This is a genomic window from Pseudomonas sp. NFACC24-1 (assembly GCF_900115235.1).
GTDB lineage: Bacteria > Pseudomonadota > Gammaproteobacteria > Pseudomonadales > Pseudomonadaceae > Aquipseudomonas > Aquipseudomonas fluorescens_AA.
On the sequence record NZ_FOVS01000002.1, the window covers coordinates 29,675 to 55,614 of the forward strand.

Annotated in this window: 16 protein-coding genes, 4 tRNA genes and 1 riboswitch; of the genes, 3 read left to right on the plus strand and 17 right to left on the minus strand. The window is 60.2% G+C overall.

From position 1 onward, the window contains the following. Positions 1-42: 42 nt before the first annotated feature. The 7 genes from BM317_RS02310 to BM317_RS02340 form a co-directional block, all read right to left on the minus strand. Positions 43-912, minus strand: a complete 870-nt coding sequence (locus BM317_RS02310) for a hypothetical protein (protein WP_092169900.1) — start codon at positions 910-912, stop codon at positions 43-45. A gap of 53 nt (positions 913-965) precedes the next feature. Further along, a complete protein-coding gene (locus BM317_RS02315; RefSeq protein WP_092472949.1) occupies positions 966-1,580 on the minus strand; it encodes a GAD-like domain-containing protein in 615 nt (204 codons plus the stop codon). Between the two features lie 124 nt (positions 1,581-1,704). Beyond that, positions 1,705-2,034: an immunity protein YezG family protein gene (locus tag BM317_RS02320; RefSeq protein WP_072412253.1), complete on the minus strand. Its 330-nt coding sequence runs from the start codon at positions 2,032-2,034 to the stop codon at positions 1,705-1,707. Further along, positions 2,034-11,255 carry a two-partner secretion domain-containing protein gene (locus BM317_RS02325; protein ID WP_092472951.1) on the minus strand — a complete coding sequence of 3,074 codons (9,222 nt, stop codon included), beginning with the start codon at positions 11,253-11,255 and terminating at the stop codon, positions 2,034-2,036. Before BM317_RS02325 ends, BM317_RS02320 begins: the two co-directional genes overlap by 1 nt. A gap of 45 nt (positions 11,256-11,300) precedes the next feature. Then, a complete protein-coding gene (locus BM317_RS02330) occupies positions 11,301-11,819 on the minus strand; it encodes a toxin-activating lysine-acyltransferase (protein ID WP_092169883.1) in 519 nt (172 codons plus the stop codon). Between the two features lie 9 nt (positions 11,820-11,828). Next, positions 11,829-13,490, minus strand: coding sequence for a ShlB/FhaC/HecB family hemolysin secretion/activation protein (locus BM317_RS02335; RefSeq protein ID WP_092472953.1), 1,662 nt, complete (start codon positions 13,488-13,490; stop codon positions 11,829-11,831). A 461-nt stretch (positions 13,491-13,951) separates the two neighbouring features. Next, a tRNA-Arg gene (locus tag BM317_RS02340) sits at positions 13,952-14,028 on the minus strand. A gap of 528 nt (positions 14,029-14,556) precedes the next feature. On the opposite strand from BM317_RS02340, the gene BM317_RS02345 reads away from it, so the two are divergent. After that, positions 14,557-14,883: an Arc family DNA-binding protein gene (locus BM317_RS02345; RefSeq protein WP_092169876.1), complete on the plus strand. Its 327-nt coding sequence runs from the start codon at positions 14,557-14,559 to the stop codon at positions 14,881-14,883. A gap of 312 nt (positions 14,884-15,195) precedes the next feature. On the opposite strand, the gene mgtE is transcribed toward BM317_RS02345, so the two are convergent. Then, a complete protein-coding gene (gene mgtE, locus BM317_RS02350; protein WP_060741018.1) occupies positions 15,196-16,638 on the minus strand; it encodes a magnesium transporter in 1,443 nt (480 codons plus the stop codon). Between the two features lie 322 nt (positions 16,639-16,960). Between mgtE and BM317_RS02355 the strand changes: the two genes are divergently transcribed. Continuing rightward, positions 16,961-17,464 (plus strand): cell envelope protein SmpA, encoded by a 504-nt coding sequence (locus tag BM317_RS02355; RefSeq protein ID WP_092472955.1) that lies wholly within the window; start codon positions 16,961-16,963, stop codon positions 17,462-17,464. A gap of 40 nt (positions 17,465-17,504) precedes the next feature. Here the strand turns inward: BM317_RS02355 and BM317_RS02360 are convergent. The 7 genes from BM317_RS02360 to ltaE all read right to left on the minus strand — a co-directional run bounded on the left by BM317_RS02360 (position 17,505) and on the right by ltaE (position 23,470). Then, a tRNA-Arg gene (locus tag BM317_RS02360) sits at positions 17,505-17,581 on the minus strand. A 72-nt stretch (positions 17,582-17,653) separates the two neighbouring features. Beyond that, a tRNA-Arg gene (locus tag BM317_RS02365) sits at positions 17,654-17,730 on the minus strand. 107 nt (positions 17,731-17,837) lie between these two features. Then, a tRNA-Ser gene (locus tag BM317_RS02370) sits at positions 17,838-17,928 on the minus strand. A gap of 62 nt (positions 17,929-17,990) precedes the next feature. Further along, positions 17,991-18,179 (minus strand): carbon storage regulator CsrA, encoded by a 189-nt coding sequence (csrA, locus tag BM317_RS02375; RefSeq protein WP_003178872.1) that lies wholly within the window; start codon positions 18,177-18,179, stop codon positions 17,991-17,993. A 184-nt stretch (positions 18,180-18,363) separates the two neighbouring features. Continuing rightward, the gene (locus tag BM317_RS02380) at positions 18,364-19,605 is read right to left on the minus strand and encodes an aspartate kinase (protein ID WP_060741016.1); all 1,242 of its coding nucleotides are present in this window, start codon (positions 19,603-19,605) and stop codon (positions 18,364-18,366) included. A gap of 92 nt (positions 19,606-19,697) precedes the next feature. Further along, positions 19,698-22,319 carry an alanine--tRNA ligase gene (gene alaS, locus BM317_RS02385; RefSeq protein ID WP_092169864.1) on the minus strand — a complete coding sequence of 874 codons (2,622 nt, stop codon included), beginning with the start codon at positions 22,317-22,319 and terminating at the stop codon, positions 19,698-19,700. Positions 22,320-22,465: 146 nt separating this feature from the next. Next, positions 22,466-23,470 (minus strand): low-specificity L-threonine aldolase, encoded by a 1,005-nt coding sequence (gene ltaE, locus BM317_RS02390; RefSeq protein ID WP_092169860.1) that lies wholly within the window; start codon positions 23,468-23,470, stop codon positions 22,466-22,468. A gap of 252 nt (positions 23,471-23,722) precedes the next feature. Next, positions 23,723-23,891, plus strand: a riboswitch (FMN riboswitch). 100 nt (positions 23,892-23,991) lie between these two features. On the opposite strand from ltaE, the gene BM317_RS02395 reads away from it, so the two are divergent. Further along, positions 23,992-24,501: a 6,7-dimethyl-8-ribityllumazine synthase gene (locus tag BM317_RS02395; RefSeq protein WP_092472957.1), complete on the plus strand. Its 510-nt coding sequence runs from the start codon at positions 23,992-23,994 to the stop codon at positions 24,499-24,501. Between the two features lie 122 nt (positions 24,502-24,623). Here BM317_RS02395 and astE read toward each other — a convergent pair whose 3' ends face one another. Both astE and BM317_RS02405 read right to left on the minus strand, forming a co-directional pair. Continuing rightward, entirely contained in the window at positions 24,624-25,631 is a 1,008-nt protein-coding gene (astE, locus tag BM317_RS02400) for a succinylglutamate desuccinylase (RefSeq protein ID WP_092472959.1), read from the minus strand. A gap of 12 nt (positions 25,632-25,643) precedes the next feature. After that, positions 25,644-25,931 carry a hypothetical protein gene (locus tag BM317_RS02405; RefSeq protein ID WP_003178862.1) on the minus strand — a complete coding sequence of 96 codons (288 nt, stop codon included), beginning with the start codon at positions 25,929-25,931 and terminating at the stop codon, positions 25,644-25,646. Positions 25,932-25,940: the final 9 nt, after the last annotated feature.

A 25,940-nucleotide genomic window follows, 5' to 3' on the forward strand; every position in this document is an offset into this window, starting at 1 on the left:
CACCGCATGTCGTTGCTTAACTGAAAAGGGTCGCGCCTACGTTTAAAGCCCGAAGAAACGCTCGTAGGCCGTTTCCACCCGGACAGCAAGCTGATCAGAAATGATGACCAGGTGTTCTAGCGCAGCCGTCTCTGCGGACAATAAAGGGCTCGACACCGCTGGAACAGTTAAACCTAGCTGCTGTCGGACCTGGAAAATCGCGTGGATCTCCACAGGCAACAAATCGAAAGGCGCATATTTGAATTCAGGGTCCCACGCCCCACCGCGGTCTTCCGCATGGGTGAGGTGATATTGACATAGCTCTTCCAGAGCATGAGCCAGCCCTTGTTCATCTGTCCATTTGTCTATCACGTTTTGATAAATCCCCAGATCCATCGACTTGATTTCTGAAAGCGTCTCTCCTTGCGAATAGACTGAATAAAGCCAGAGCATGAAAGGCTCGAATCGACGCTGTTCAAGATAGCTGGAATCCACGGCGCCATTGATAGTCAGCATTCCGGCCAGCACATCGGCTACGGACGTGGCCAGATCTCGACGATCAGCCACTATCAACCCGGCCAGCAAGCATCCAGCAATGCTCAATTGGTTAGTCAAATTGGGGACGGTTTTGATGCCTTGAAGAAAACTCGTTTTTGAGAAAGTCTTGGCTTTGAGCATCAGCGCCCAATAACGGTACATTATCGAGCTTGAGACGTCTTCCCAACCAGAAGCCTCTCCATCACTGACCGCGACTTCGCCCCGAATGCCGTAATATGTCGCCAGCATCCCCAACGAGTCAGCCACATTGTTCAATCCGCTTAATGAGTCGCTGGCAAGATCCTCATCGATATAGCCAAGCTCTTGAGCCGTCAGGCCTACCGACTGGGAAAGCCAACGACGGTGCCGATCAAGCCGGACGTTGATTTCATCCATTTCGATACACTCCTTTTACACCAGTACGACGTCCTTCCGCTCACCGTGCTCACTCAGGACCGCATCTGTCGAAGGATCGTTAAGTGAACCTCTAAATTGCACTTAACCAACTGATCCAGCGAAGCCGTCCCTCCAAAAAACAATGCAGGCTCAAAGCCATAGACCTCACGCTCGCCAAGTGCACCCAACTTCTCCAGCGCCCGTTCAAATAGAAACTCACCTTGATTATCCTCCAGATCATAACGCTCCTTATCAGACATAGCGAAAAATGTCTGAAGGGCTAGATCCGGATCTTTATTAGGCATTTTCAGTTTACTCATCAACGCGACGATAGAGCCCGTCGGACATGAAACTAAAATTTTCTGATTGTATTTCTCCCCCCAAGCATAAAGAGTCCCAAACGCGCTCCTTGCAATAACGTGGTAATTATCTATCTGTGGAAACTCAGTACCCGAGAGCCACATATCGAGCAGATCTTTATAATCATCCGGGTTCACTGTCCAAAAAAGACCATTGGCATATCCACACCAACCCTCCTCCTGCCAATAGTCAAGCAGCGCGTCAGGGAGAACTTTACGGTACTTCGCAATTTGGGAATCAGACACCTGTCGATGAGATGTGGCCTCTCCCATCACGCTGATGAAATACTGGAAATCTTCATCCCTCAACTTGCCGGCGCTCCTCTGAGTAGCTCTGAAAAGAAAGGGACAGATCTATCTAAGAGCAATTAGATAATACCTACCCCCTTTCCTATCAATGCAATATCCTCGGCCCCCTACCTTCACAAAAAACCTAATCATCATAATTATAGTCAATACTAATTTTCATCCGCTCTACATCCAACGTAACTGCACACGAAGACCAAGCCTTTCCATTTTGGCACAATCCATTTTCAACATAATAGCGCCGAAGCTCAACCAACAACTCCGTCAAATCTCCCACGGCCCTGCTGTCTGGATCAAACCAACTTGAGCGGTTTGTCTTATCGAAATAATCAAACTCATAACTTCCTCCGTCGCCCTCGGCAAAAAGTCTAGCTCTAACAACTATTTTCTGAGCCTCCGAGGGACCAGCGTCCAATAAAAGCTGGCCAATTTTTTGATACAGCCTCTGTTCACTCATCAGTTTCCACCTTTAGGTGCATTTTTAAAATCAACAATCACAGGACGTCCACCATCAATCGAGTACCTAACATTGAATCTATCCGGCCTGAGGCCAGCATCTGTATACACAGGCTCGATTTTTACGCTAACGCTCTTACCCTCCTTGAGTGCGGAAGCCCATGCATTCTCCATCACCTTCCACTCACCTTTGTTTAAATTCCCATTCATGGGAAGTAAATTTAACTTCTCACCAGGACCGTTAAAAATACTTGCAATCAGATGCCCTCCCTCATCACCAGCAACTCCGCACTTACCAGCGACACACTGCTGGTATGTGTTCCTATCATTTTTCATAAGCGAAAGTTCAGACTCAACCTTTTCAACGCGCCCCAAACTATCTGTTTGATAAACTTTATTTCCATCAACCTTATAAATTGTATTAGGTTCAGGCTTATTGAGCTCTTTGGACCATGCGCCCTTACCACCAGAGTTAATTTCTACTTCGCGAAGCACTTTACTAGGTTTTTTTATCCCAGCACTGTAATCCCCAGGATTCTCGACAACCTTCCCATTAACGGTCGTCGTGCCAGGGCCATATCCCCCATCAAGCTTCCCGCTATACGCCCCCTCCACACTGGTCCAGTTCATCGGCTTACCAGCCGACGCTTCAGCTTTGGCAATTTTGGCCATATCGGCCATCTTTTCAAGCCCTTCCGCCCCCACCTTGATCCCGGCTTTCGCCAAGGTCAAGCCGCCCTTGGCCGCCGTCCCCACGCCCGTGACGATGGTGCCGACTTGCCAAACCAGTTCGCCAATATCCTGGCCCAATTGCACGGCACGTTCGTCGCCGCCGTGTTCCAGAGCGTCTTGGATGCGCTCGATTTTGGCGTTAGCGTCATTGACCAGGGAGTCGCCGAGTTTCTGGCGAGCCTCGGGATTGTCGATCAAGGCTTTGATCCCTTTGATCCCTTCAACCGGGTTAAGGAGGAATTGCGCCAGCCCTTCGACGTCGCTCCAACCCGCCTGCGCCAAGCCCTTGCCGATGCCGAACCGGGTCAGAACTTCTTGTTTTTGGTAGATGTACCCCCACTTGGCAACCACTTTAGCTTTACCCACCAGGTCAGCCTCAGCATATTCCTTCTCGGCCTGGACCAATTGCTGGGTCGCCAGCCAGTTGTTGTCCACCGCGGCACCGGCCGCGCTGGTGGCGGTGGCCGGGTCCAGCGAGGAGCTGGTAGCGGCCAGCCCAGTGACGATGCTGACAATCAGGTTGCGCTTGGCTTCGCGCTGGGCTTCGCTTTCATCGGGGCTGGCTTCGGAGAACAGGCCGGTGAGCAGGCTCGATGCCGCCGCGCCCGCGGCGCCGCTGCCACAGCTCTGGCTGCTGGCGGCGGCACCTGCGCAGGCGACGATGCCGTGCAGGGCGGCGTGCAACGGCGAGCCTTCGGTGAGCTTGCCGTCCGCCACCAGGTCGCCGATGTAGCCGGCGCCCTGCTGTTGCACGTAATTGACCACCAGCCCTTGGACGAACGCACTGTTGCCGCCACTGATATTGCCGCTGGCCGCGCCCACCAGGGCGGTGGTGATCTGCCGGTAGGTACCGCCCGCGCCCCACTTGTCGGCGATGCCGCTGGCTTCGGCATTGAGGCGCTGAGCGTTGCCGAGCAGCGCCAGGCGTTCGGTGTCGGTGAGTTGGGCGTTGGGGTCCAGGGCCGCTGCCTGAGCCGCCTCGGCCTGTTTGCGCTTGAGGTCGACTTCCTTGGCCTTGTTGGCGAGCAAGGTGCTGGCCTCGTTGGCGAACGCTCCGACGATTTCGAAACCGGCACGGATTTCGTCTTCGTCGAAGATCGGCTTGAGCGTGTTGGTGGTGTCGCGGTCGCTGGAGACATCGCGGTTGAGGCTGGCGACGGTTTGCTCGCCATTCTTGCCGGTGCGCTTCTGTTGCTCGGCGTCGTTGCTGATGACGATGGTGCCGCCGCTGATGCCGCTGCGGGTGACGCTGCTGGCGTCGTCGCTGGCACTGATGGCAATCGGCATGGTGGCGCTGAGGTCGTTATCGTTCTTCGGCAAGTCGGTGCCAGGGGTTTGCGTGCCGCCGCTGGTGGCGTTGCCCTGCTGGTCCTTGCCGACTTCGCGATAGCCGCCACCGACGCTGACGGTGCTGGCGTCGTACTCGGCCTTGTTCTTGATGTCGCGGCTGGTGAGGCTGGCGGTGACCAAGCGGTTCTTGCCGTCCTGCACCGCCTTGTCGCTGCTGGCGATGACGCCGCCAACCAGGTCGGTGTTGCCGCCCACGCGAATGTCGAAGCCGTCGTCCCCGGCCTTGATGCCCGATTGCTCGGTCACGCTGGCGTAGTTGGAATCGATATCCGTGGCGCCGAAGCTGCCACTGGCACCGCTGACCGAACTCATGCCGTAGCAGAACGGCGGAATGCACAGGCTGATGCCAACGCCCAGGCTCTTCTCATCGACCACATAGGTGTTGGTGTCTTGCAGGCTTTCGATGTTCAGGTCGCCGCCGATGTCGGCCAGGACCTGTTTGCCGCTGGCCACCGCGCCTTTGAGGTTGGTGTCGCCGCCGGAGGCCAGCAGCAACTGGTTGCCGGCCTGGACATGGGTATTGGTGTGGGTGAGTCCATCGCCATCCGCTTGGCCGCGACTGCCGGATACCCCCAGGTCCAGGGTGAAACCGTTGCGGGTACCGCCCAGGGAAAAGCCGATGCCGATGCTCGCGCTGCTGCCTTTGCTGTCGGTTTCCTGCTTGTCGGTATTGCGGGCGGCGAGCAGGTTGATGTCACCGTCCGCCAGCAGGCTGGCGTTGCGTCCGGCCTTGATATCGCTGCCTTGCACGGTGATGTTGCTGGCGGCCCCGGCGCCCGTGGCGCGCAGGCGGATGTCATTGCCGGCGGTCATGGTCGAACCGGCCGCGCTGTCGCTGGTGTAGGTGGTCGTGCTTTCGTTCTTCTTGGTGCCCAGCGACAGGCTGATGTTGATCCCGCCGGCCGAACCCGGGTCCATCGCCACGGCGGTCGCCGCGTTGTTGGCGGCCAGCACGGCGGTGGCGGCGGCCAGGGCCTTCATGCGCCCGTCGTCGGTTTTCTCCGAGGCCTGTTTCATTTGCTGGGAGGTCTGGATCGCGCTGATCACCGGGTTGGTCACGGTGAGGGTGAACCCGGTCTGCTTGAACAGGGTTTCACGCTCACGTTCGCGGGTGTTGCGCGCCTCGACGACGTCGATGGTCTGCGCCGTGACGTCGATGTTGCCTTGTGGCGCCGACACCTGGCTGCCCACCTGGCGATAGCCCTTGCCCGCTTCGATCAACACATCGCCGGCGGTCGAGCCGACGGTGCTGGCCGCAGCCGTGTGCTCGGTGGTGAGGTCCTTGACGCTCTGTTGCTGGGTCCCCAGGGTGACGGCGATGCCACCGCCGCTGAACAGGCCGCTTTTCTTCACGGACTTGTCGTGGCGCTCGCTGCTGCTGGCGGTGTCGGCTTCGATGTTGACGTTGTTGTCCGCCACCAGAACCGTCTGGGTCGTGGACACCACGTTACTGCCCTTGAGGTTGATGTCGCGACCGGCCTGCACATAGGTCTGTTCGCCACTCAGGGTGGAGCCTTCGACCGAGGTCTGGCTGATCGTGTCACGGGTTGTGGTGGTCTTGCTGGAGAACATCCCGTTGCTGCCTTTGACCTTGTGCGCTTCATCGGCGAACTGGTAGTTCTGGCCGGCGGTCAGGTTGACGTCGCGCTTGGCCTCGGCGAATACCGCGCCTTGCTCGCTGGTGACACGGGCGGCGCGGGCGTTGAGGTCCTGGCCCGCGCTCAAGCGCACGTCGCCCTGCCCTTGGACCAGGGAGCCGACTTCGGTCCGGCTGGCGTCCTTGCGCCAATTGCTGCTGTTCCAGGTCAGCCCTTGCTCGTGCGCTTCGCCCACGGTGGCCAGGTTGATGTTCTTGCCCGCCTCCAGCAACGTGCTGCCGCCCTTGCCGGCATTGACCACCTGGGCCCCGGTGAGGTTGAGGTCGTTGCCGGCACTCACACCCATCGTGCCCTGGTCGCCGCTGACGAACAGCCCGGCGACCCGCGACAGGTTGGTGCGGGTGCCTTGGGCACTGCTGCTGTCCCGGCTGCTGGAAATGACATTGATGTCCTGCCCGGCCTTGACCGACAGGCTGTCCACGGCACCGATCAGGCCGCCGAGGTTGTTGAGGTTTTCCCGCGCGGTGAGCGACGCCTTGTCGGCCTGGATACGCCCACCGAGGTTCTCGATGTTCTGCGCGGTGATCGCCATGACGCTGCGCCCGGCGAGGCTGCCACTGTTGACCAGGTCGCCGGCGATGTTCAGGTTCAACTGCTGCCCGGCAATCAGGGCGCCGGAACCGTTGAGGTCGCCCTCCTGGACCCGTACGTACACTTGCGGCACCAGCACGTTGCGGATGTCACCGTTGGCCAGGGTCACCTGCTTCTGCACCAGCCAGACAATGTCGCTGGTCAACTGGGCCATCTGCGCGGAGGTCAGGGCCACGCCAGGCACCAGTTGCCATTGGCTGGCGACGGTCACGGCGTTGTCGATCAGGGCACGGTATTGCGCTTCGTCATTGGCGTAGCCGTCGAGGAAACGCCGGCCGGTGAGTTGCGCCACTTGCTCGCGAATCAGCTTCTGCTCATAGAAACCGTCGCCCAGACGTTGTTGCGTCAGTGCCGGGTCGACTTGCAGGCGCTGCAACATGTAGTCCGACGACAGCCAGGTGCGATAGCTGGCAAAACGCGGGTCGGTTTCGACCAGGTAGCGGCTGGTGCTCTGGGGGTTGGTACTGAACAGGCTGTTGTTCGGTAATGCCAGGGATGGCCCGCCGCTGCGGATCTGCTCGGCCACGCCCTTGCCGTTCAGGGTGGTCTGGGCCGCAACCTGAACGATGGGCGCCACTTGATAGGTCCTGTCGACCGGGGCGCTGACCGTGCCTGTGGCGGCTATCTGCTCGCTGACGGCCTGTGTGGCGCGGGCGCCGATCTGGGTGCCGGTCCCGTTGCCAGCGGCGTTCTGGGCGAACACGGTCGGTTGCAGGGTGATGTCCTGGATCAAGGGGGCAGGCGTGTAGGCCGTGACGGCTGTTCCTTGGCGGTCCCGGCCCTTGCGCTGGATACGATAGAAATTCGTAGCGGTGCCACTGTCGGAGGTGGTGCGCTGGCCGGTCAATTCGGTGTTGGTCAAGCTGGCAATGTTGGCCTGCAACAACCCACCGGCAATGATGCGGCTCTTGTCGTTGAGCACATCGCCTGCGTTGATCTGCATCGTCCCGCCGGAGAGGATCTGCGCCGGTGCCGAGGTGGCGATCTGAGTTTCCTGGACCACGCGGGTGTAGTCGTAGCGGTTCCAGTTGTCTTTGCGCCCCTCAGGCGTGTTGAGGTAATAGACCTCATCGTGACTCAGGGTAATCTGGTCACCCTGGTAGCGGTTCGGCGAACCGCTGAGCTGGAACTCCTGCAAGGCCGTGCGGCTGATTTCCACCTGTTGAGTGCTGAAGTGTTCATTGGTGTTGCGCACGCTTTGCACATCGAGCGACAGGTTGCCGAGGGCCTCGATGGTCGCACTGGCATTGGTCAGCAGTTGGGCCCGCTCCTGGGCCTTGTCAGTGGCGCTCAGCGCTCCGCCGATGGCGAGGTCCCCGGCACTGAAGATCAGCGCCTGTTCGCGGTTGTCCAGGGTACTGGTGCCAATGTCCAGCGATTCGCGGGCGGCGATGGTCGCGGCGACACCGTTTTCATCGCGGTTGCTCAGTGCCGAGGTGGCGATCGCCAATCGATCACCGTACAGGCGCCCGGTGCCCAGGTTATTCAGCGACAGCGCCTGCACACGCACTTGCTGGCCGTCGATCAGGCCACGGTTGGTCAGGCTGTCGTTGACGTTCAGGCGAACCTGGCCGGCGCTGATCTCACCGCTGGCGGCGTTGTCCAGCGTCTGCGAGTGCACCAGCAGGAGATTGCCCGCCAGCAGTTTTCCGCTGTTGTTGAAAGCTCCGTCGGTGCTCAGGTCAACCTTGTTATTGGCCTGGATCTGTCCACTCAGGTCCAGACCACTTTGCAGGCTGAACGTCAGGTCGCCCAGGCTCAGGGCCCGACCGGTGCCCGCGTAATAGGCGGCGTTGAGGGACAACAGGCTGCCGGCGAGCAACGTCCCGTCGAGGTTGTGCACCGACTGGCGACGTTGCGCCGGATCGCGATCGGTGATGGTCAGGCCGGCCCCCGAGGAAATCAGGCCGCCCTGGTTATCCAACGCTTGGCTGACGCCGATGGACAACCCTTGGTCGGCGCGCACGGCACCGGCCTGGTTACCGAAGGTGTTGAGCGCCAGGCTCATGGCACGACCTTCGAGCCCCTGGTTGGCACCTTGGGTGGCGCTGTTGTCGAGCACGTCGGCAGTCACGCCCAGGGTGCCCGCGCTGCGCACCAGTCCGCCCTGGTTGTTGAGCGTCTCACCCAGCACCAACTGGACATCGCCGAGGCCCTGCAACTGACCGCCACGGTTATCCACCCGGGCGCCTTCGACCTGAACGCTCTTCTGGCCAATGATCTGGCCGCCGCTGCCGTTGGTCAGGTCGGTGGCCTTGAGCACCAGCGCGCCCTTGGCCCCGAGGAAACCGGCGCTGTTGTTGAAATGGGCACTATGGATTTCCACCGCGTCCTGGCCGCTGATGCCTTGGGTGGTGCCGGACTGAAGGTTGTTCAGCGCCTGGCTGCCGGTGTCGATGAACAGCTTGCCCTTGGCCTGGATCAGGCCCGCCGCGTTGCGCAACTCACCGCTGCGCAGGTCGAGGGTCGCGCCGGCATTCAACGTGCCCTGGCTGTTGTCCATCAGCAGGCCGTGGCTGTTCAGGTCCAAGGCCTGGCCACTGATCACCCCGCCCTGGTTATTCAAACCTTGGGCCGACAGCGTGATATCGCCCAGCGCTTCAAGGCGCCCGCCGCTGTTGTTCAGCGCATCCGCCGAAACACTGACCAGCAACCCGGACTTCACCGAGCCCAGCACGCCGTTGGTGTTGTTCAACTGCCCGGCGATGATCTCCATGCGCTGGGTCGCGGCCAGGGTGCCACCGATGTTGTTCAAGCGATCGAACGTTGCGTCCAGCTCACCGCCGGCACTCACCGTGCCTTGGGTGTTATCCAGCGCCTCGCCGCTGATCTTTGTCGTACCGCTGGCAGCCAGCGTCCCGCTGCCGTTATTGATCTCTTTGTCGGCCGTGACGGTCAACGCACCGTTATCGGTGGCGAGGACTTTGCCGCCCTGGTTGTTCAACGTGCCGACCGTCAAGACCACCGCTGCGGGACCGCTGACTTGCCCGGCCTGGTTGTCGAAGCGTTCACGGGCGGTGACCTGCAACGGTTGCGCGCCGGTCTGGAGAATGCGCCCACGCTGGTTGGACAGGGTCGTGGTGTCGAGCGTGATCTGTTGGCCTTGGGTCAGGCCGTCATCGACCACCACCTCACTGGCCTTGACGCTCAACTTGCCATTGCTCGCCAGGGTGCCTTTGCTGCCGGCCAACTGGTTGGCCTGGATGTCCAGGGTGCCTTTACCGGCGTGCTCGACCTTGCCGTTGCCGTTGTCGAGGCGATTGGCGCCAAGCTTCAGGTTGCCGGCGTTGGAGGCTATACGGCCACCGCTGTTGTCGAGCGTGGCGGCGGCGGTGATCGAAGTATCGGCGATACCCGTCTGCACCAGTTCACCACCGGTATTGGACACATCCCGCGCACTCAATTGCAGGTTGCCAGCGCTGACTTTCGCCCCATCGGTGCGTAGGGTCTTGGCCGCTTTGGCGGTCAGCACCTGGGTCGCATCGACTTGGCTGCCACTGAGGTTGGCATCGCCGGAACTGGCCGTCAGAGTGACGTTGCGGCCCAGGGTCTGGCTGCCGCTCAGGTCCAGGTCAGCGGCCCCGACGCCGAGATCACCGCCGGCAAGGTTCTGGCCTTGCGCCTTGATCGTGGTGGCCCGCAGCGCGAGGTTGCCACTTTTGCCCAGCTTGCCGTCCGCACCAACGCCCGCCGCCAGGCTCGAGGCCTTGGTGCTGCGAATGGTCTTGGCGGTGAGTGTGGTGTGGTTCTGGCTGGCAACGGTGCCGCTGTTGTCGATATCACCGACGCTGTCGAGCCTCAGGTCGCCCTTGGCGTAGAGCGTGCCGCTGTTTTCAACGCTGGCGGCAGTGATTTGCGTCGCCGTTGCGCTGCTGATCGCACCCTGGTTTTGCAATTTGCCGTCGGCGCTGATCACCACCTCGCCAGCCATGGCGCCGATCTGCCCGGCGTTGCGCACACCCACGCCGGACTCCGTGCCCACCAGCATGATCTTCCCGGCATACATGCCGCCGAGCTTGGCAACGTCGATGGCAACAGTGGGTTTTTCTCCCTCGGCGCCTGGCAGCGGCGTGGCCTGGGTGTTGTCGGCATTGACCTGATTACGTCCGGCGGTGACCTTCAAGTCGTTGGCCCATACCCCGGCGTTGACCTGCACCGAGCGGGCAATCAGGTCCGTGTAATCGGCCTCGCGGGCATCCAGGCCTTTGCCTTCGATGTTGATCGCGCCGCCCTGCACGGTGTAGCCCGTGATGCGACCGTTCTCCAACTGCGCCCGGCCGGTGCTGAGGGTGGCCCGGTCGGCATTGATGAAGCCGCAACCGTTGCAAGTGATACCGGATGGGTTGGCGATGACCACTTCGGCACGCTGGCCGGCGACTTCGACGTAACCGCGCAATTGGCTGGGGTTGCTGGAGTTGACTTCGTTGAGGATGACCCGCGCGCTGCCATTGCCCAGCATCGGGTTGCCTTCGATCCAACCGCCCAGTTTCGTCTGGCTGTTGCCCGTGCCGTTGTTGAGGATCACCCCCCGGCTATCGACATCGAACTGGTTGTAGGTGTTGCGCGAGACACCGCCGGCGCTGGGCGCGCGGATATTCACCTGCGGCGTGCCGTTGGCGCTCTGTATCACCGTCGGTCGTTGGCCCGCCGGAGCGCCTGGGTCGGCGACGATGGTGCCGGCCCAGGTCGGTGCCACGCTCAAGGACACCAGGCCGATCGCTGTCATGACGGCAAAGCGCAACGCCCCCAGTGTCGCCGTGCAAGCCGCTGCGCCCGTCGTCGGTCCGGAGCGGGTCCCCGGCGCCTTGACCTGGCTGGTGACGTTCTCGGCCACGACCATCAACAGCCCGCGGGCCTTGTTGAAAACGATTCGGTAAAGATGCTTGTTCATAGCAATTCCATTTGCGGAGCCTGCCCGCACGACCAGTGGTTGGAGTTACGCTTCGACTGCCAGCGGGTGGGCGGCAAACCAGGCCTGGGCCTGTTCGGGGATGACCCCGATCCCTTGGAATGTCTTGACCCGCAGGCCACGCTCGTCGCCTCGGTGATAGAGGGCTCGGGCGCAGCGATCGATGAAAAGGTGACGTTGCAACAGGCGGCGCAATACCGCCGTGTGGCCAAAGGGGGCGACCCAGTCGTTGAGCCAGAGGCGCTCGCCGCTGTTCCAGTCCTCTTGGCTCAGCGCCAGCGGCGACTGGCGCAGGTAACGTTGCTCTGCTGCCTCGTCGAGGTTGAGCCAGGACAGGTAGAACACCGGCTTGCCGTGTTCGGAGCCGAGCACGAACTGGCGATGCTTGAGCGCCGGCAACAGCAACGTCGGCAAGGTGTGCAACGGCGCATCGCGATGGGCCTTGGAATGCATCCACAACCAGGTGGCGGAGCCGAACACTGCGGCTTCGCTCCAGGGTTCGTCGATCAGGCCGGGAGCGATAATGTCTAGCGTCTCGAACTGCATGGGATCACCTCAGAATGACCAGATGACGGTGAACGCGCTGGTCACGTTGGCCGTCTCGAAACCATCGGGTTTCTTCAACGGCGTACCCACCGACCAGTCATAGGACAGGCCCTTGTAACCGCCGCGTATGCCCACCACGGCCCCCGCCAGGCGCTGGCCGATCAGGAACTCACTGGATTGGCCGCTGACTTCGCCATAGTCGATGCCGGTGTAGAGCTCCTGGCCGGTCTGGCCCAGGGACAGGCCGATTTCGTTGCGCAGGGTCCAGCCACGGTCGGCGGAAAGAATGTTTTCACCATCGAAGCCGCGCACGCTGTAGCGCCCGCCGATGGAGAAGCGATCCTGGGGCACCAACGGCGTGCGGTTCCATTGCGCGCGCCAGCCACCGATGTAGCGCAGGCGCTGATCGCCGACCTGGAACGGCACCTGCAATTGGGCATCGGCGGTGATGATCTGCGAGCGCGACGTACCGGCGTCGAAATCTTCCTCAGGAGCCCTGAGCGCGTCGTGGGCACCGGTGCCGCGACGATAGGCGACACCCAAGTCAAGAATCGAAGCGCCAATGAACTCCCGATGGTCCAACCCCAACTGCCAGCCGGCCATGCGGCGTTTCTGGTTGCCGACCTCGGTGTCGTCGATGAAATTCTCCGACGAGCGCGTCCACAGGCTACCCCAGGCGGTGGTCTTGCGAACGGCGTCGCGGTACAGCAGGCGTGACAGGCGCAACTCGTTGTTACGACTCTCGCCTCGGTACTGATAGGTTTGGTTAGCACCGGCAACAGACTGTTCGTAGTTGTATTCGCTGCTGGTGAACCCCAACTGCCAGTAGCCGAACGGCAGCGAATAATGCAGCGTGCTGCCATCGGAACCGCGGTGCCCGGACTCGCCGCCGCCCAAGTCATGGTTGACGCTGGCGTAGAACAAATCGTTGAGCGACAGCAGGTTGTCCAAGGACAGCGATACGTTGCCCTGGTATTTGCCCGTGCTCTTGCTGCCGGAATTGTCCACCGACAGACTCACCCGGGCGGGGAACCGCTGGCTCCAGGCGATCACCACGTCGCTCTCACCGGGCCTGGCGTCGGCGGCACGGGCTGGTGCGATCTTGATGTCGGCCTCTGCGGTCGGCACGCGCTTGAAGTTCTCCAGCGCCTGTTCGATGTCGCGCAAGTTGAGCAGATCGCCTGGATTGGCCGGCATCGCGTTCCAGGCATTGGCGCGGGCGCTGGTACCCTCCTCGAAACGAATCTCGCGAATGCGCCCTGGCACCAGGGTCAACACCAGCACCCCACTGTTCAAGTCCTGGGCTTCGGCGAGTACGCGAGTGGTGACGTAGCCGGCCTCGATGATCGCATTCTGCATGCGCTTCATCGTCAGGTTGATCCCGCCGCCGCCCAGGCAACGACCGATGGCGGGATCATCCTCGGGATTGGCGGCGCGCAACGCCCACTGGAATTTTTCCGACGCCTCGCCGATCAGGCGGATGTCATTGATGGCGAAGCAAGGCGTCTCCTTGGCAGGCAAGCGCTCGATACCCTCATCCACGGGTGCCGCCTGCAGGCGCACGTCCGGCCGGGATTCCAGTTGCTCCCTCAACCCCCGCTCGCGCTCTTGCTGGCGCAATAGTTCGTCTTCAGGTCCAGCCGCTTGCGCAGCGCTCCACGCGCCCGTCATCCACGCCGCTATCAGCAGCAGGGCGAGACGCTTGGCGTTCTGTGCGGATGAACGGGTTCCACCAGCACAACGGCGAGGGCTGTTCGGGTTAAGCGTTCGGCAGGGTGCGGCTGGCTGCATGTCACATCCTTGTGGCCTGAATCGAAGACACGGTGAGTCAGGCCCGCCGGAAGCGGCATTGACACTGACACAGATAAATAACGAGGTACGTAATCCATCGGAAACGAAGGAAAAGTCCTACAACGTACCGAGACGGTCTGATAGCAGAGTGGGGAGAAAGTTTCCCGTGACCGAAATATGTTCGATACAAATGGGTAAAAATGGGCAGTTGGTCACAGCTTGGGGGAGTGAAGCGCTGTGCGAGGCATGAACGGCACGCCCAAGCCTGGTTTGAATCGTACGGGGGGATGGGACTCAAGCAGGAAAAGTGAGCGGCAATTGCGCTAACCCACTGTTGATAATGGTGTCCCAGGGCAGGTTCGAACTGCCAACCTTCCCCTTAGGAGGGGGATGCTCTATCCAATTGAGCTACTGAGACACAAGCCGACCACGAGAAACGTGGTGCGCGGGACGGCGTGCATGGTAACGACCTGCCCTGCGTTTGTCATGTCGTCGCTGTTTTTTAAGTGTAGGCAAATGGTACCGCCTGGAAGACAGACAAGGCCCTAGCGGCCGATGATGGCCACCATTCATCTGTCCCAGGCTCGTTTATCCTAGTAAATCGGCCATTTGCCACTATCCTGTACAAGACAGGGACGGCAGGTGCTTTTGTCCATTTCCGTTATCCGCCAGACGGTATGGCACAACGACACAATTCGACGGTCACAAAATGCGAACCTGTTGTTTTTTTCCAACCAGTCCGCATTTTTTGATGAAAGGTGCTGGCATAACGCCTTTACCCGGATCAGAATTTGTCACAGAATTGGCGCCAATGATCTGGCAATTTTGAGGCATGATGCGGGCCTCTTAACAATTCAGGTTGAACATTTGGCAGTGGAGCTTGTCCTATCGACATCCTGCGGCCAATCCCGAGAACCGCTCCCCTGAACTAACCGGTTAAATAAATATGCGCCCAATGACAAAGGCAATTTATTCCAGCCGTACGGCTGACAAGTTCGTCGTGCGTCTGCCAGACGGAATGCGGGAACGCATTGCCGAGGTGGCTCGTAATCATCACCGCAGCATGAACTCTGAAATCATTGCGCGCCTGGAGCAAAGCCTGATTCAGGAAGGCGCACTGGGTGAAGAGCTGAGCATGCGTCTGGACAGCCCAGAGCTGTCTTTGCATGAGCGCGAGCTGCTTCAACGCTTCCGACAACTCTCCCACCGCCAGCAGAACGCCCTCGTTTCGCTGATTGCACATGACGTAGAGATGGCCGCAGACGCGACCTGATCACAGCCAAAACACTCAAGCCAGCCTCGTGCTGGCTTTTTTGTGCCTGGCGTTTGGCCCAGCTGAAATGCATGACAGCACACATATCGTGAACACCCACGACCCCATGTGGGAGCGAGCTTGCTCGCGATAGCGGTGGTGCCGTTGCATAGCGGCTGGACCTGCCGGCTGCTCTTGCTTTGGACGCTTGATCTCGACGCCCCATCAATCGAAAGAAGCGCAAAAAAAACGGCGCTTCCCATTTCTGAAAGAAGCGCCGTTTTTTCCAAGTGGACAGTTTATGCCAAGCAGGCGGGTTTCTTGATGAGCGATTCAGAGCAGGAAAATCGTCGCCAACCCCAGGAAAATGAAGAACCCGCCACTGTCGGTCACCGCGGTAATCATGACACTGGCACCCATGGCAGGATCGCGCCCCATGCGGGCCAGGGTCATGGGGATCAAGACCCCCATCAAGGCCGCCAGCAGCAGGTTGAGCGTCATTGCCGCCGTCATGACCACCCCCAGCGACCAGCTGCCATAAAGCAGATAAGCCACCACACCAATCACCCCTCCCCAAATCACGCCGTTGATCAAGGAGACCGCCAGCTCCTTGCGCATCAAGCGCGATGTATTGCCGGTGCTGACCTGGTCCAGTGCCATGGCACGGACGATCATGGTGATGGTCTGGTTACCGGAGTTGCCACCGATACCGGCGACGATAGGCATCAGCGCCGCAAGCGCCACCAGCTTCTCGATGGAGCCTTCGAACAGGCCGATGACCCGGGAAGCGACAAACGCCGTGATCAGATTGATCGCCAGCCAGGCCCAGCGGTTACGCAGGGACTTCCAGACCGAAGCGAAGATGTCTTCTTCTTCGCGCAGACCGGCCATGTTGAGGACTTCGCTTTCGCTTTCCTCACGAATCAAGTCGACCATTTCATCGATGGTCAGACGGCCGATCAACTTGCCGTTCTTGTCGACCACCGGTGCGGAAATCAAGTCATAACGTTCGAATGCCTGGGCCGCATCGTAGGCATCTTCGTCCGGGTGGAAACTCACCGGATCGCTGGCCATGACCTCGGCCACCTGCTTTTCCGGGTCGTTGACGAGCAAACGCTTGATGGGCAGCACGCCCTTGAGCACGCCGTCGTAATCGACCACGAAAAGCTTGTCGGTATGACCGGGCAGTTCCTTGAGACGACGCAGGTAGCGCAAGACCACTTCAAGGCTGACATCCTCGCGGATCGTCACCATCTCGAAGTCCATTAACGCACCGACCTGCTCCTCGTCATAGGACAACGCCGAGCGCACACGCTCACGTTGCTGGCCGTCGAGGGCCTCCATCAGTTCGTGGACAACGTCCCGTGGCAGTTCGGGCGCAAGGTCGGCAAGTTCGTCGGCGTCCATTTCCTTGGCCGCCGCCAGCAACTCATGATCATCCATGTCGGCGATCAGGGTTTCGCGAACCGAGTCCGACACTTCGAGCAGGATGTCACCGTCCCGATCAGCCTTGACCAACTGCCAGACCGTCAGACGCTCTTCCAGGGGCAAGGCTTCAAGAATGTAGGCGACGTCGGCGGAGTGCAGGTCATCGAGCTTGCGTTGCAGCTCGACGAGATTCTGCCGATGGACCAGGTTCTCGACCCGGTCATGATTCGGGCCTTCCTGGCGATGCGTCAGGTCTTCGACGACCCGCTGGCGCTGCAGCAGCTCAACGACCTGAGCGAGACGATCCTGAAGGCTTTCCTGCGTTTTTTTTACTTCTACTTGGGTCATAGGCGAACTCCACTCCCAGCAGTGGAGCACGCCGGAAGGATCAATCAGTTAATTCATGATTGGCAAAACTAAATATTGAGTAACTACTGGGTAAGTCCATGGAGATATTCCAAAGCCCCGGCGGGGCTGACGGGCGCAATCATACACCGCTTGACGCTTTAAAACGCTAAAAAATCATGGCAAGAACAAGCGCTTGCGAGACAAACCTGAACGCAGGCTGAACCTTTGCCTTTACGACGACTTATCCGGAAAAGAAAACACACGCCTCGACAGAAATGCGGCGACTACCCTGTTCTCCTGCACCGTCAAGGAGGACGACCGGATGCCCATCAACCACTACCTGATCCTGCTCGCCAGCCTGCCCTGCCTGCCTTTGTGGGCCGCCGGGCAAACCGTGCATCGCTGCGAAAGCATCGCGGGGCACGTGACATTCACCACCTTGAGTTGCGGCCCGGGTGAAGCCCTGTCACTCCAGCAGATCCATCCCTACAGCCCAGGTTCGATCGAGCCGACGACCGAGGCGATGCTGCCCGAAGCGGAGCGTTGGCAAACATCCGGCAACACAACCACGCGCAAGGAGCCGACCGTGGTCGGCCAGTTCCAGGACCGCTGCGGGAACCTCATCGATGCCAGGCAACGCCGCGATGCCATTCTGGAACGACGAATCGTCGCCGGCATGAGCCAACAGGACGTCGAGAGCGCCCTGGGCAAGCCAGACTCAATCAAGATTCGAAACTCGAGCACACGGTATACCTACAAGGCGAAGAAAGGTCGCAGCGCAGAGGTCGTGTTCGATGAAAGGGGGTGCGTGAAAGGCAAATCGTAGACAGCAAAAAGCCCGCGTTTAACGCGGGCTTTTTGGTGTTTGGTGCACTCGACAGGATTCGAACCTGTGACCGCTCGGTTCGTAGCCGAGTACTCTATCCAGCTGAGCTACGAGTGCAAGTTGTGGTTTTATACCAGATCACAACTGGTTGAAGCCAAGTTATTTGCATTGCTGCAAACAACTCTTAAATGGTGCACTCGACAGGATTCGAACCTGTGACCGCTCGGTTCGTAGCCGAGTACTCTATCCAGCTGAGCTACGAGTGCATTTGTTGCCGCGCATTATAGGTCGTCAAATCCTTTTGTAAAGCGCTTTTTTCAGTAATTTCAAACACTTACTGATCAAGCCAGGTTCTGACGCACTAAACGAATAATGGCGGAGAACGGGGGATTCGAACCCCCGACACCCTTTTGAGGTGTACTCCCTTAGCAGGGGAGCGCCTTCGGCCACTCGGCCAGCTCTCCGCAACACGGGGCGTATATTAACCACCTTCATCCCCGTTTGCAAACATAAAAATCGATAAAAATTAATGGCTTGGTTCGTCGTCCTTCTCTTTCTTGATACGCAGGTAGATTTCCTCCCGGTGTACAGCAACCTCTTTCGGGGCGTTGACGCCGATACGCACTTGGTTTCCTTTGACGCCGAGCACGGTCACGGTGATTTCGCCATCGCCAATAATCAGGCTTTCTGCACACCGACGGGTCAGAATCAGCATACCTTTCTCCTCACGCAATTCACTTAAGGGACAACAGTCTGCAAAAAAAAGGCATTGGACCTACAACCGAAACGGTCGAAGCCTACAGGCCTAGTATTGACCAGCGCGGGCAAAAGAACAGTTTTGGGACGCGCCATTCAGAAAAACAAAGGACGCGGTCCAGCCGCGCCCTCTGGATAACGCTTTACTCGCCCTGCTGGGCAGCAGCGTCGAGTTCGAAAGCCGTGTGCAGGGCGCGCACGGCCAGCTCCAGGTACTTCTCTTCGATCACCACGGAAACCTTGATTTCCGAAGTAGAGATCATCTGGATGTTGATGCTTTCCTTGGCCAGGGATTCGAACATGCGGCTGGCCACGCCTGCGTGGGAACGCATGCCGACACCAACGATCGAGACCTTGGCGATCTTGGTATCGCCCACCACTTCCCGGGCACCGATCTCGCCAGCGGTCTTTTTCAGGATCGCTTCGGCAGACTGGTAGTCGTTGCGGTGCACGGTGAAGGTGAAGTCAGTGGTGTTATCGTGCGAGACGTTCTGCACGATCATGTCGACTTCGATGTTCGCGGCACTGATCGGGCCGAGAATCTTGAACGCCACGCCGGGGGTGTCTGGCACGCCACGGATGGTCAGCTTGGCCTCATCGCGGTTGAAAGCGATGCCGGAAATGATCGGCTGTTCCATGGATTCCTCTTCATCAATAGTAATGAGGGTGCCCGGACCCTCTTTGAAGCTGTGCAGGACGCGCAGCGGAACGTTGTACTTGCCGGCGAATTCGACCGCCCGGATCTGCAACACCTTCGAGCCGAGACTGGCCATTTCCAGCATTTCTTCGAACGTGATCTTGTCCAGGCGCTGGGCCACAGGCACCACCCGTGGGTCGGTGGTGTAGACACCGTCCACATCGGTGTAGATCTGGCATTCGTCAGCCTTGAGAGCCGCCGCCAGTGCTACGCCCGTGGTGTCGGAACCGCCACGGCCGAGGGTGGTGATATTGCCCTGCTCGTCCACGCCCTGGAAACCGGCGACAACCACGACACGGCCAGCCTTCAGGTCGCCGCGAATCTTCTGGTCGTCGATCTGCAGGATACGCGCTTTGTTGTGCGCGCTGTCGGTCAGGATACGCACCTGGTTGCCGGTGTAGGACACCGCCGGCACGCCACGCTTGATCAGCGCCATGGCCAGCAAGGCAATGGTCACCTGCTCGCCAGTGGAAACGATCACGTCCAGTTCACGGGGAACCGGTTGCTGGTCGCCGCTGATTTGCTTGGCCAGATCGATCAGACGGTTGGTCTCGCCGCTCATTGCCGACAGCACAACCACCAGGTCATCGCCCGCTTCACGGAATTTCTTAACCTTGTCGGCGACTTGTTCGATTCTCTCGACAGTGCCGACCGAGGTGCCTCCAAATTTCTGTACGATCAAAGCCATTTCAAAGCCGCCTCTGCCCATGAAGGGCGCCCAATAAATCACTCAAACAGCGGCCGGGCTCGTCACTAGACCACGAGCCCGGCGACGCTGCCTTAAATACCCTGCTCTACGAATGCAACGGTCTGGGCCAGTGCCGCGTCCAGGGCGCCGACGTCGGTACCACCGCCTTGCGCCATGTCCGGACGACCACCGCCCTTGCCGCCCACTGCCGCAGCGGCCTGCTTCATCAAATCACCGGCCTTGAGTTGGCCAGTCAGGTCTTTGGTCACGCCTGCGACGAGAACGACCTTTTCCTCATGGACACTGCCGAGCAGGATCACTGCGCGGCCGAGTTTGTTTTTCAGTTGATCGACCAGCGCCAGCAGCGCCTTGCCATCCTGGCCGTCCAGACGCACGGCCAGCACCTTCACGCCCTTGACGTCCACCGCCTGGGCCGACAGATCGTCGCCCGCGGCGCTGGCGGCCTTGGCCTGCAACTGCTCGAGTTGCTTCTCCAGCAGACGGTTGCGCTCCAGCACAGCCGACAGCTTGTCGATCAGGTTGTCGCGACTGCCCTTGATCAGGGTTGCCGCTTCCTTGAGTTGTTCTTCGGCCGCGTTGAGGTACGCCAGGGCCGCGGCGCCGGTGACCGCTTCGATCCGGCGCACACCGGATGCCACGCCACCTTCGCTGATGATCTTCATCAGGCCGATGTCGCCGGTCCGGTTGGCGTGGATGCCACCGCACAGTTCAACGGAGAAGTCGCCCATGCTCAGCACGCGCACGCTGTCGCCGTACTTCTCGCCGAACAACGCCATCGCGCCCTTGCGCTTGGCGGTCTCGATGTCGGTCTCTTCGGTTTCCACCGGGGAGTTCTTGCGAATCTCGGCGTTGACGATCTCTTCCAGCGCCTTGAGTTGCTCAGGCTTGATGGCTTCGAAATGGCTGAAGTCAAAGCGCAGGCGCTGACTGTCCACCAACGAGCCCTTCTGCTGGACGTGCTCGCCCAGCACCTGGCGCAACGCCGCGTGCAGCAAGTGGGTGGCGGAGTGGTTCAGCGACGTGGCATGGCGCACCTCGGCGTCGACATGGGCGGCCACCGGGGCGGCGATCATCAGGCTGCCCGACGCCAGCACGCCGTGGTGCAGGAACGCGCCGCCGGTCTTGGTGGTGTCACGCACATCGAAACGCGAGCTGCCCGCCTGCAAGTAACCGCTGTCGCCGATCTGGCCGCCGGACTCGGCGTAGAACGGGGTCTTGTCCAGCACGATCACGCCTTCCTGGCCTTCGCTCAGGATGTCGACCGATTGCCCGTCCTTATAGATGGCAACGATCTTGGCCGAGCCGGTGGTGCCGGCATAACCGGTGAACTCGGTGGCCACGTCTACCTTGACCAGGCTGTTGTAGTCCATGCCGAAGGAGCTGGCGGAACGCGCACGCACCCGCTGGGCTTCCATCTCGCGCTCGAACCCTTCCTCGTCGAGGGTCAGGTCGCGTTCGCGGGCGATGTCGCCGGTCAGGTCCATCGGGAAGCCATAGGTGTCGTACAGCTTGAACACCACATCGCCCGGGACCACGTTGCCCTTGAGTTCGGCCAGGTCCTGCTCGAGGATCTTCAGGCCTTGCTCCAGGGTCTTGGCGAATTGCTCTTCTTCAGCCTTGAGCACGCGTTCGATATGCGCCTGCTGGGACCTGAGCTCCGGGAAGGCGTCGCCCATCTCGGCCGCCAATGCCGCGACGATCTGATAGAAGAAGCTGCCCTTGGCGCCCAGCTTGTTGCCGTGACGGCAGGCGCGACGGATGATCCGGCGCAGTACATAACCACGACCTTCGTTGGAAGGCAGCACGCCGTCGGCAATCAGGAAGCCGCAGGAACGGATGTGGTCGGCGACCACTTTCAGCGAGGCCTGGTTGTCGTTGGTGCAACCGATGGCCTTGGCCGACGCGCTCAGCAGACTCTGGAACAGGTCGATTTCGTAGTTGGAGTGAACGTGCTGCAGCACCGCACTGATCCGCTCCAGGCCCATGCCGGTGTCCACCGACGGCGCCGGCAGCGGATGCAACACGCCATCGGCGGTGCGGTTGAACTGCATGAACACGTTGTTCCAGATCTCGATGTAGCGGTCGCCGTCTTCTTCCGGCGAGCCGGGTGGGCCGCCCCAGATGTCGGCGCCGTGATCGTAGAAGATCTCGGTGCAAGGGCCGCATGGACCGGTGTCGCCCATGGTCCAGAAGTTATCGGAGGCGTAAGGCGCGCCTTTGTTGTCGCCAATGCGCACCATGCGCTCTGCCGGGACACCGACCTCTTTGGTCCAGATGTCATAGGCTTCGTCGTCAGTGGCGTAGACCGTTACCCAAAGCTTTTCCTTGGGCAGGTTCAGCCACTTGTCGGACGTCAGGAAGGTCCAGGCGAAGGTGATGGCGTCACGCTTGAAATAGTCACCGAAGCTGAAGTTACCCAGCATTTCGAAGAACGTATGGTGACGTGCGGTATAGCCGACGTTTTCCAGGTCGTTGTGCTTGCCGCCGGCACGCACGCACTTCTGGCTGCTTACCGCACGGGTGTAGGCACGTTTTTCCTGGCCCAGGAAGCAGTCCTTGAACTGGTTCATCCCCGCGTTGGTGAACAGCAGGGTCGGGTCGTTGCCCGGAATCAAAGAGCTGGAGGCTACTCGGGTGTGGCCTTGCTCTTCGAAGAAGCGAAGGAAGGCTTCACGGATTTCTGCGCTTTTCATTAGGTTCTTCCACGGAGGCTGCGGCCAAAGGCCTGTGCAAAACGTCAACAGACGAAGCAACGGCAAAGGGCCGCATTATATCGGCCCTGCGCGTGGGGTACAGCGTGTTTATACGATAGAAACTGTCAATTGCCCCGGTTAGCGGGTCATTGGCGAGAAAATTCGACGAAAGTGGCGATCACCTGATCGATTTGCGCCGCGCTCACGTCCATGTGCGTCACCAGTCGCAGGCGTGGCGCCGCGCTGAGCTTGACGCCCCGTTCATCGGCAAACGCCTTGATCGCCTCGGCCCGCTCGCCCATTTGTACGTAGACCATGTTGGTCTGCACCGGCTCGACCTCGTAACCCGCCCCACGCAAGCCCTCGGCAAGCCGCTGGGCATTGGCGTGGTCATCGGCCAGGCGCTGGACCTGATGTTCCAGGGCATACAACCCGGCCGCCGCGAGGATCCCGGCCTGGCGCATGCCGCCACCGACCATCTTGCGCAGGCGGCGGGCCTTGCCGATCAACTCGACGCTGCCGCACAGGACCGAGCCCACCGGAGCGCCAAGGCCCTTGGACAGGCACACCGACACCGAATCGAAATGTTGCGTGATCTGCCGGGCGTCGACATTCAGCTTGACCGCGGCGTTGTACAGCCGCGCCCCGTCCAGGTGCAGGGCCAGGCCATGCTCCTGGGTGAAACGCCGGGCACGGGCCAGGTATTCCAAGGGCAGCACCTTGCCCTGCATGGTGTTTTCCAGGGCCAGCAGGCGGGTGCGGGCAAAGTGAAAATCATCGGGCTTGATCGCCGCGGCGACGTGCGCCAGGTCCAGGGAACCGTCCGCCTGCACCTCGAGGGGCTGGGGCTGGATCGAACCGAGCACCGCCGCACCGCCGCCCTCGTATTTGTAGGTGTGGGCCTGCTGACCGACGATGTACTCATCGCCGCGCTCGCAGTGGGCCATCAACCCCAACAGGTTGCTCATCGTGCCCGTGGGCACGAACATCGCCGCGGCAAAGCCCAGGCGCGCCGCCAGTTCGGCTTCGAGGCGATTGACGGTCGGGTCTTCGCCATACACATCATCGCCGGTCGGCGCGCTGGCCATGGCATCCAACATGCCGGCGGTAGGTTGGGTGACCGTGTCGCTGCGAAGATCGATAACACTCATGAATCTGGCCTCGGGTTCTGGTGGGGGAATTCCCTTTCGAAGGGCAATTACTGCGGGCATGGTGAAGAATAATCAAGACTGATCGACGGAAAGCCTGAAGATTATCCAGAACACCTGTGGGAGCGAGCTTGCCCGCGATGGCGGCAGTGTATCCAGCATCAACACAAGCTGAACCACCGCTATCGCGAGCAAGCTCGCTCCCACAGTAGGTTATGTGTTAAAAATCCTGCGTCGCCAAAAATCATGGCGGCAAAACGTTCTCAGGGCGGGGTGTAATTCCCCACCGGCGGTAATTGCACGCAACGTGCATAGCCCGCGAGCGCTTGGTGCTACACCGCTTTTTGGGGTGTAGCGGCAAGGTCAGCAGACCCGGTGTGATCCCGGGGCCGACGGTCATAGTCCGGATGAAGAGAGAACGGGATTGGCACCCAAGGGCCGACTGCGACTGTCCGTGCGCGGCGTACCCTCGAATCCCCTTCGATTCATGACGCCCTGTTTTTCACACAAACAGGAACCAGAACATGCAACCCACTGCAATCGACAGCAAAAGCAAAAGTCATCCGGGCGAGCGCATCGCGTTCATCCAGGCTTGCTGGCACAAGGAAATCGTCGACCAGAGCCGTAAAGGCTTCGTCGCCGAAATGATCACCCAGGGTTACCAGGAAAGCGATATCGACTTCTTCGAAGTCGGCGGCGCCTTCGAGATTCCGCTGCACGCCAAGCTGCTGGCCAAGTCAGGCCGCTACGCCGGCATCGTCGCCGCCGGCCTGGTGGTGGACGGGGGCATCTACCGTCACGAGTTCGTCGCCCAATCGGTCATCAGCGGCCTGATGCAGGTGCAGTTGGAAACCGAAGTGCCGGTGTTCTCGGTGGTGCTCACGCCGCATCATTTCCATGCGGGGGAAGAACATCAGAAATTCTTCTTCGAGCATTTCGTGCACAAGGGTCAGGAAGCAGCGAAGACCTGTGCCGACACCCTGCACAAGACCCGGGCGTTGCGTCGCAGTGAACAGCGGGCGGTAGCGAGCTAAACATCACCCAAAAAACTGTGGGAGCGGGCTTGCTCGCGAATGCGGTGTGTCAGTTAACCAATATTTTTACTGACACACCGCATTCGCGAGCAAGCCCGCTCCCACATTTGAAAGATGTGGCTTCAAGCCAGGTTTTCGTCAGTCGTCGGCACGATCAGGATCCCGGCCCGCAAGCCATTCTTGACCTTGGGGTTCGGGAAAATGATCCGGGCGCCCTCCTCTTCGATCACCCAGCGGGTCTGGGCGATGTCCTCGGCCAGCACATAACCTTTTTCAAGCTCGGAGAAGTTCTCGATGTCCGCCGGCAGGTTCAGGCGGAAACTGTCGCTGTGCTTGATGATTTCCCGTGCCACGCTGAACAGTTGGAGACCGTCGAGGCCTTCATCCAGCTCAGGCTCGTTGCCTTCGATGATCTGTTGCAGGCGGGTTTCCAGCAGGCTGACGTTGACCCCGTCGTTCTGCCCGAATGGCCGGGCCTTTCCCAGTTCCAGGGTGAAGGACTCGGCGCCGAGCTGATCGTAGGTGTAGGCACTGAAGACGATAGACGGCTTGTTCTGCAGCAACACCGCCTCCATGCCCGCGGCACACAGGCGCGCCAGCTCACGGCGTGAATGCGCGCGGCCTTCCTTCCATGGATAAAGGGCGAACTGCTCGATTTTCGAGCCGCGGATAGCGGTGTGCAGGTCGTAATGCAAGCGACTGCGCTCCGGCCGACTGAAGAAACTGGCGGCCAGCCGCTCCAGCTCGCAGGCCCGCAGCGCTTCAGCACCGCCACTGAGCTCATGGCGACCATTGAACAGCCGGTTGACGTCCTGTTCGACGAAACGCTCACCGCGCCGGATGGCCTCGGGGTTGCCGAACAGGAACAGAATGCGTGCCCGCGGTTTCAGGTCGCCACGGGCAATGTCGTGCAGCAGGCGGTCGAGCAATTCGATCGGCGCGGTTTCATTGCCGTGGATACCGGCCGACAGCAGCAGGTCCAGGCCGTTATCCCGGGCTTCGGGCGGCTTGACCTCCAGCGCGCCCTCGCTCAACCAGCGCATCCGTACGCCTTCGACAGTCAGTTGAGTCTTCTCCGCCGGTTCACGGCCGGCGAGGGTCAGTTCAAGCAGTTTGCCGAGGGCGAGCATAGCGCGGTTTCCTTAGTGGTCGTGGCCGCAATCCGGGCCATGGACATGGTCATCGTCGCCGACGTCCGCCGGTTCCATTTCCAGTTGCAGGCTGACCAGGTTGGTCGCCAATGGACGCAACAACAGGTTGGCGTATTCCTCGTCCCCTTCCTCGACATCGACGCCGATCAGCAACTGACCGCGGCCATCCTGCTGGATCCACAACTCCTTGCCTTGCCACATCACCGCGACACGGGTGCAGGAGGTTTCCAGTTGGGTGCCGTCGGTGTCTTCAAGGATCAGCTGCAGGGTATCGCTCATGTCTTCAGG

Coding starts and splice junctions, on each gene's coding strand:
- csrA (WP_003178872.1), bottom strand. CDS start 18,179: ATGCTGATTCTGACCCGTCGGTGTGCAGAAAGCCTGATTATTGGCGAT.
- BM317_RS02355 (WP_092472955.1), top strand. CDS start 16,961: ATGCCCATCAACCACTACCTGATCCTGCTCGCCAGCCTGCCCTGCCTG.
- BM317_RS02310 (WP_092169900.1), bottom strand. CDS start 912: ATGGATGAAATCAACGTCCGGCTTGATCGGCACCGTCGTTGGCTTTCC.
- alaS (WP_092169864.1), bottom strand. CDS start 22,319: ATGAAAAGCGCAGAAATCCGTGAAGCCTTCCTTCGCTTCTTCGAAGAG.
- BM317_RS02325 (WP_092472951.1), bottom strand. CDS start 11,255: ATGAACAAGCATCTTTACCGAATCGTTTTCAACAAGGCCCGCGGGCTG.
- BM317_RS02345 (WP_092169876.1), top strand. CDS start 14,557: ATGCGCCCAATGACAAAGGCAATTTATTCCAGCCGTACGGCTGACAAG.
- mgtE (WP_060741018.1), bottom strand. CDS start 16,638: ATGACCCAAGTAGAAGTAAAAAAAACGCAGGAAAGCCTTCAGGATCGT.
- BM317_RS02335 (WP_092472953.1), bottom strand. CDS start 13,490: ATGACGGGCGCGTGGAGCGCTGCGCAAGCGGCTGGACCTGAAGACGAA.
- ltaE (WP_092169860.1), bottom strand. CDS start 23,470: ATGAGTGTTATCGATCTTCGCAGCGACACGGTCACCCAACCTACCGCC.
- BM317_RS02405 (WP_003178862.1), bottom strand. CDS start 25,931: ATGAGCGATACCCTGCAGCTGATCCTTGAAGACACCGACGGCACCCAA.
- BM317_RS02330 (WP_092169883.1), bottom strand. CDS start 11,819: ATGCAGTTCGAGACGCTAGACATTATCGCTCCCGGCCTGATCGACGAA.
- BM317_RS02395 (WP_092472957.1), top strand. CDS start 23,992: ATGCAACCCACTGCAATCGACAGCAAAAGCAAAAGTCATCCGGGCGAG.
- astE (WP_092472959.1), bottom strand. CDS start 25,631: ATGCTCGCCCTCGGCAAACTGCTTGAACTGACCCTCGCCGGCCGTGAA.
- BM317_RS02320 (WP_072412253.1), bottom strand. CDS start 2,034: ATGAGTGAACAGAGGCTGTATCAAAAAATTGGCCAGCTTTTATTGGAC.
- BM317_RS02380 (WP_060741016.1), bottom strand. CDS start 19,605: ATGGCTTTGATCGTACAGAAATTTGGAGGCACCTCGGTCGGCACTGTC.